Source organism: Candidatus Protofrankia californiensis (assembly GCF_900634765.1).
Taxonomy (GTDB): domain Bacteria; phylum Actinomycetota; class Actinomycetes; order Frankiales; family Frankiaceae; genus Protofrankia; species Protofrankia californiensis.
In genome coordinates, this window is sequence record NZ_CAAAFT010000308.1 from 4,736 (window position 1) to 11,568 (window position 6,833).

General features: G+C 71.0%; 3 protein-coding genes. All 3 read left to right on the top strand.

What is annotated here, in order from left to right; all coding sequences use genetic code 11:
• A partial coding sequence (locus DD1DGNOD_RS16345) for an oligopeptide/dipeptide ABC transporter ATP-binding protein (RefSeq protein ID WP_131770511.1) occupies positions 1-1,387 on the top strand: 1,387 nt, incomplete at its 5' end.
• A 229-nt stretch (positions 1,388-1,616) separates the two neighbouring features.
• Positions 1,617-4,508, top strand: a complete 2,892-nt coding sequence (locus DD1DGNOD_RS16350; protein WP_131770502.1) for a helix-turn-helix transcriptional regulator — start codon at positions 1,617-1,619, stop codon at positions 4,506-4,508.
• 110 nt (positions 4,509-4,618) lie between these two features.
• On the top strand, positions 4,619-6,769 hold the full coding sequence (locus tag DD1DGNOD_RS16355) for a catalase (RefSeq protein WP_131767301.1): 2,151 nt from the start codon (positions 4,619-4,621) through the stop codon (positions 6,767-6,769).
• The last annotated feature ends 64 nt before the right edge of the window (positions 6,770-6,833 follow it).

Genomic DNA, 6,833 nt, shown 5'->3' on the forward strand with positions numbered 1-6,833 from the left:
CGACGGTGTCGCACTGCTGCTCATCAGCCATGACCTCGCCGTGGTCGGCGGGCTCGCCGACGACATAGCGGTGATGTACGCCGGGCACATCGTCGAATACGGCCCGGCCGAGCAGGTCCTCGGTGATGCCCGCCATCCCTACACCCGGGCGCTGCTCGACGCCGTGCCCGTCACCCACACCAAGGGAACTCCGCTCGCCCCCTCGGCGGTCCGCTATCCCCGGCCGGGGCCGTCGGGATGCCCGTACGCGGACCGTTGCCCGCGGGCGGACGACCGCTGCCGCGAGCAGCTGCCGGCCCGCACCCTGCCCCCGGGCGCGGGCCGGCAGCACGACGTGCTGTGCTGGCATCCGTTCGAGGCGCCGTCCGCCGACTCGGTGACGGCCTCTGCGGCAGCGGTCGGTACCGGGACGAACACCTTTGGTGCCGCGGTCGGTGCCGCGGTCGTGACACCCCGGCCGGCGGAGCCGGTCACCGCGCCCGGGGTGGAGGCGGCATCCGGGGCGCGGGCCCCAGCGGCGGCCACCGGTGCGCTGCTCCTGGAGGTCGAGGGCATCTCCATGCGTTTCCGCTCCCCGGACGGCATCTGGCACGACGCCGTGCGGGACGTGTCGTTCCGGCTGCATGCCGCCGAGACGCTCGGGGTCGTCGGCGAGTCGGGGTCGGGGAAGACGACCGCGGCCCGGATCGTGCTCGGCCAGCTCGAGCCGGACACGGGGACGGTCACCTTCGCCGGCGAGCCGTGGAGCGGGCTGCGCGAGCGCGCCCGCCGCAGCCGCCGCCGTCGCATCCAGGCGATCTACCAGGATCCGCTGGGTTCCTTCGATCCCCGCTACCGTGTCGAGCGCATCATCGGTGAGGCGGTGGCCATCGCCGGCGTGCGCCGGGGTGCTGCCCGCCGTGCCCGGGTCGTGGAGCTGCTCGACCAGGTCGGGTTGCCCGAAGGCGTGCTGCACCGCCGTCCGCTGGAGCTGTCAGGAGGGCAGCGGCAGCGGGTGGCGATCGCCCGCGCGCTGGCCCCCGCGCCCGACCTGATCGTCTGTGACGAGCCGGTGTCCGCCCTCGACGTGTCGATCCAGGCGCAGATCCTCGACCTGCTTGCCGGGCTGCAGCGCGACCTGGGCGTCGCGCTGCTGTTCATCTCCCACGATCTGGGGGTGATCCACCACGTCAGCGACCGGATCATCGTCATGAAGGACGGTCACGTCGTGGAGACCGGTGACGTCGCCACCGTGTTCGCCCACCCCTCGCACACCTACACCCGGGACCTGCTGGCCGCCGTGCCGCGGCCGGTCGGCGGACGCGCCGCACCGGGTGTCCCGTCGAGTGCGCCACCTGCCCCGGGTGCGCCATCGGCCCCGAATACCCTGAGCGTGATGATGAAGTGACGACCCTCCGCCGACGCACCGTCAGGCGCCGTCCACCGTGGTGTCCATGTTCCCCGTACGTGTATCTCAAAGTACGGGGAACAAACCCACTATCTTGGTGATAATAGTTGGAAAGTTTAAGGACCAACTTTGAGGACCAACGGACGACGTCAGCAACGGTGATCAGTGGCCAGCGACGAGCGCAGTCGCTCGCGTGCCAAGTCGGCGCAGCCGGAGGAAACGCAACACCATGGGTACCGCAGCCCTGTCCCACATCATGTCCCGATGGCCGGACGCGCATACCGCCGAGTCCGCTCCCGCCCTGGTGGAACGGGACGACGCTCTGCGACGCCTGGATCTGCTGTTCGAGGACTGTGCCGCCTCCCGCGGCGCGACGGTCGTCGTCGCCGGGGGAGCAGGGGCGGGGAAGACTGCGCTGCTCCACGCCTTCATGGCGCGGGCCGCGCGGGCGGGTGCGACCGTGCTGGAAGCTTTCGGATCGTGCGCGGAGCGTGATCTCCCGCTCGGGGTCCTGCGCCAGTTGTCCCGCGGTGGCTCGCGTGCCGGGCTGCCGGGTGCCACCGGCGCGCACGGGTCCGACGGTCTGCTGCCCGACACCGCGTTCGGTCCGTCCGCCGACATGTCCACCGGCCTGTCCGCGGCCGTGCACGCAGCCCCTGCCGGTCACCCGCGTCCCCATCTGCTGCAGGACCTGTGGGTGGCGTTGCGGACGCTTTCCGAGCACGCTCCGGTGGTGCTGGCCGTCGACGACACCCACCTCGTCGACACGGCCTCGTTACGCGGGCTGATCTATCTCGGGCGGCGGCTGGGGTCCCAGCGCGTGCTGCTGATCGCCACCGAGCTGGCGGATCCGGCCGGAGACCGGCTGCGCAACGCCTGGCAGACCGACCTGCTGCGCCAGCCTCGGTGCCACCGGCTGCGGGTCGGAGAGCTGTCGGTGCGCGGGGTGGCCGAGGTACTCACGCCGCGGCTGGGCGCGTCCGCCGCCCGCGAGGCGGCGCCGGGCTGGCGGGATCTCACCGGCGGCAACCCGCTCCTGCTGCGGGCGCTGGTCGAGGATCTGCCGGCCGCCCCCGGCCCGGCGCCGGCCGGGCAACCCGCCCAGCCAAGCCCCGGAGAGGCGTTCGGCAAGGCGGTGCTGACCTGCCTGCGCCGTGGCGGTGAGCCGTTGCTGCGGGTGGCGCGGGGGATCGCGGTGCTGGAGGAGGCGGGTTCGGCGGCGCTGCTCCCGCGGTTGCTCGATGTCGACCCGGCCGTCACCAGACCGGTTCCCGCCCGCATCCTCGACACGCTCGAGGTCGCGGGTGTGCTGCGAGCCGGCCGCTTCCGGCACACCGCCGCCCGCGCGGCCGTCCTGGCCGACCTGGACGGACCGGCCCGCACGGCGCTGCACCGCCGCGCCGCCGAGCTGCTGTACAGCGCCGGCGCTCCGGCGGAGGACGTCGCCGTCCACCTCGTCGCGGCCGAGCACGCGCGTGAACCCTGGGGGCTCGACGTCCTGTGCCGTGCCGCGGTGACCGCGCTCGTCCGGGACGACGTGGGGTGCGCCCTGGAATGCCTCCGGCTGGCCGGACTGGCCTGTGAGGACGACGACCAGCGCGCGACGGTCGCGTTGCTGCGGGCCCGCGTCGAATGGCGGATCAATCCCGGAGCGGCGCTGCGTCACGTGGAGCCGCTGGTCCCGGCGCTGCTCACCGGGCAGTTGCCGAGCCAGCACGCCCTCACCCTCGTCAAGCTCATGCTATGGCACGGTCGTGAGGACGACGCGACCGCGGGCCTGCGGGAGCTGGAGACACGGCGTGACCAGCTCGACGCGCAGTCGCTTGCCGGGCTCGACCTCATCCGCGAGTACCTGCAGGCCAACCATCCGCCGCTGGTCGCCAGGATCAGCTCGCTCGACGGCGCGGACGGCTGGCGCCCGAAGGCGAGCGCGCTGAGCGTGGCCGCATCCGCCACTGACGGTCCCCTGCTGCCGGCCGTGACGACGCTGACCGGCGTCCTGCGCACCGGTGCCAACCACGACACGGTCCGCACCGCCGAGTGGGTGTTGCAGGCCACCCCCCTGGACGACGTGACCCTGGGTTCGCTGGAGTGGGCGTTGCTCGTGCTGGTCTACGCCGACCGTGCCGACATTGCCGCCTCCTGGTGCGACCAGTTCCTGCGCGAAGCCGCACTGCGGCAGGCGCCGACCTGGCAGGCGATGCTGTCGGGCATCCGCGCGGAGGTCGCGGTGCACCAGGGCGACTCACCAGCGGCGGAGCAGCATGCCCGGGCGGCCCTGACGCTCATCCCGGGGTGGACGTGGGGAGTCGGCATCGGCCGGCCGCTGTCAGCGCTGATCGCGGCCACGACGGTGACCGGCAGCCACGCCGTCGACCAGGTCGCCGCGCCGATCCCGGACGCGATGTTCCAGACCAGGTTCGGCCTGCAGTACCTCTATGCGCGCGGCCAGCAACGCCTGTCGCACGGACGTCTGCACGCCGCACTCGACGACCTGCTGACCTGCGGGCGGCTGATGACCGCCTGGGACATCGACCTGCCGTCGTTCGTGCCGTGGCGGGTCGAGGCGGCACTCACCCTGGTGCGCCTGGGGCGCACTGCGGAGGCCCGGGCTCTCGCCGACGAACACCTCTCCCGTCCCGGCGGTGGCCGGGTGCGCGGGATGGGTCTGCGCGCGTTGGCCGCCACCCTGGATGCTCGGGAACGCCCCCCGGTGCTGCTGGCGGCTGTCGACATCCTCCAGGAACGCGGCGACCGGCTGCAGCTCGCCTACGCGCTGGCGGACCTCAGCGACGCCCACCGGCGCTCCGGCGAGCTGACCAAGGCGCGGATGATCACCCGTCGGGCGGTGCTGCTCGCGCAGGAGTGCGGCGCCGAACCGCTGCGGCAGCGGCTGACCGACCGCAGCGGCGACGACACCCCCGGGTACGGCGGGATCGCCGCGACGTTGTCGGCCGCCGAACTGCAGGTCGCGATGCTCGCCGCTTCCGGCCGGACGAACCGGGAGATCGCCAAGAAGCTCTACATCACGGTCAGCACGGTCGAACAGCACCTCACCCGCGCCTATCGCAAGTTGCGGGTCAACGGACGCGCGGACCTGCCGGTGATCTTACAGGTGTAGGTTTGTCCACCTGGGTAGGGGTAGGCCAGGCACGGGATGGCTCATATGACGGTCGGGCCCACACGACGGTCCGCGTCCCCTGCCAGGAGGAGAGTATGACCAGGCCGGTTATGTCTCCGGACCCGGAATCCGGAAAGAACGACATCTCGAACCCGCTTGACAACCCGCTGGACGCGGTGCGGGTTTCCTCCGCGGGTGCACCCCTGACCACCAACCAGGGGGTACGCGTGGATGACACGGACAATTCGCTCACAGTGGGCGAACGCGGTCCCTCCCTGCTCGAGGACTTCCATCTGCGCGAGAAGATCACGCATTTCGACCACGAGCGGATTCCCGAGCGGGTCGTGCACGCGCGCGGTTTCGGCGCGCACGGTTACTTCGAGCCCACCGTGTCCATGGCGGACTACACCGTCGCGGACTTCCTCGCCGAACCGGGCCGGCGGACGCCGGTTTTCGTCCGGTTCTCCACCGTGGTCGGTTCGCGGGGGTCGGCCGACACCGTACGCGACGTCCGCGGCTTCGCGGTCAAGTTCTACACTCGGGAGGGCAACTTCGACCTGGTCGGCAACAACATGCCGGTGTTCTTCATCCAGGACGGGATCAAGTTCCCCGATTTCGTCCATGCGGTGAAGCCGGAACCGCACAACGAGGTCCCGCAGGCGTCCACGGCACACGACACGTTGTGGGACTTCGTCTCGCTGACACCGGAGTCGATGCACATGATGATGTGGGCGCTGTCGGACCGGGCGATTCCGCGCAGCTACCGGATGATGCAGGGTTTCGGGGTCCACACCTTCCGGCTCGTCGGCCCGCAGGGACGTTCGCATTTCGTGAAGTTCCACTGGAAGCCCGTCCTCGGGACGCATTCCCTGGTCTGGGACGAAGCCCAGAAGCTGGCCGGGAAGGACCCCGACTTCAACCGCCGCGACCTGTGGGAGGCGATTGAGGCGGGCCATCCGGCCGAGTACGAGCTCGGCGTGCAGCTCGTCCCCGAGCAGGACGCCTCAGCGTTCGACTTCGACCTGCTCGACCCCACCAAAATCATCCCGGAGGAGACGGTACCGGTCCGGACCATCGGAAAACTCACGCTGAACCGCAACACCGACAACTTCTTCGCCGAGACCGAACAGGTCGCCTTCCACATCGGCAATCTCGTGCGCGGGATCGACGTGACCGACGACCCGCTGCTGCAGGCACGGATGTTCTCCTATCTCGACACGCAGCTCATCCGGCTCGGCGGCCCGAACTTCCACGAGCTGCCCGTGAACCGTTCGCATGCCGAGATCCACAACAATCAGCGGGACGGCTACGGCCGGCAGCGGATCGACACCGGCCGGGCGAGTTACCACCCGAGTTCCCTGGACGGGGGAGGGGCCGCGCCCGCCGGCGCCGACAACGGCGGTTACCAGCACTACCCGGAACACCTCGTCGGCAACAAGATTCGTAAGCGTCCGGATAGTTTCGCCGACCACTACAGCCAGGCGACCCTGTTCTGGAACAGCATGAGCAAGCCCGAGCGGCAGCACATCGTCGACGCGGCGGTCTTCGAGCTCGGCAAGGTCGCCACGACCGAGATCCGCGAGCGGATGGTGGAGCATTTCAACCACGTCGACCATGAGTTCGCGGTGCGGGTGGCAGAGGGCCTCGGGACACCGTCGCCGGCCGGTCCGGTCCGCTCCAACCACGGCCGTAGTTCCCCGGCGCTCAGCCAGGAGAACACCGTCAAGGATTCGGTCCGGACCCGGCGGGTGGCGGTTCTCGCCGCGGACGGGCTGGACGGTGAGGCGCTCACGACCGTGAAAGCCGGGCTCACCGACGCGGGCGCGAGCGTGGACGTGATCGCCGCCCACGGCGGTGCGGTGGCGACGGACGCCGGCGGGCAGGCGAGCGTGGACAGGATCTCCTCCACGGTCGCGTCGGTCATGTACGACGCGGTGCTGGTACCCGGCGGTGAACCGGCCGTCCAGGAGCTGCTGGGCGAAGGTGACGCGATCCACTTCGTGAACGAGGCGTTCAAGCACGGTAAGGCGCTCGCGGCGGTGGGCGCCGGCGTGGAGCTGTTCCGGCGGGCGCAGCTGTCCCCTGTACGACTGGCCGCCGACGGTGAGGGTCTTGTCGTGGACGCGGGGGTCGTGACGACGGGTCAGGGCGCCTCGGTCTCCTCCGGTGGCGACGGCCGTGACCAGTTCCTGGCCGCCTTCGTCGCCGCGGTCGCCGCGCACCGGCACTGGCAGCGCGCCAACGTGCCCGTCCCGGCCTAGCGGGCCGAAGGCGGCGCGATCATGCTCTTTCCGCGTTGCCGGAGGCCCAGGTCCCCTGGCTGAA

Excerpts from the sequence above, each read along its gene's own strand:
- DD1DGNOD_RS16350 (WP_131770502.1), top strand. The coding sequence starts at position 1,617 with ATGGGTACCGCAGCCCTGTCCCACATCATGTCCCGATGGCCGGACGCG.
- DD1DGNOD_RS16355 (WP_131767301.1), top strand. The coding sequence starts at position 4,619 with ATGTCTCCGGACCCGGAATCCGGAAAGAACGACATCTCGAACCCGCTT.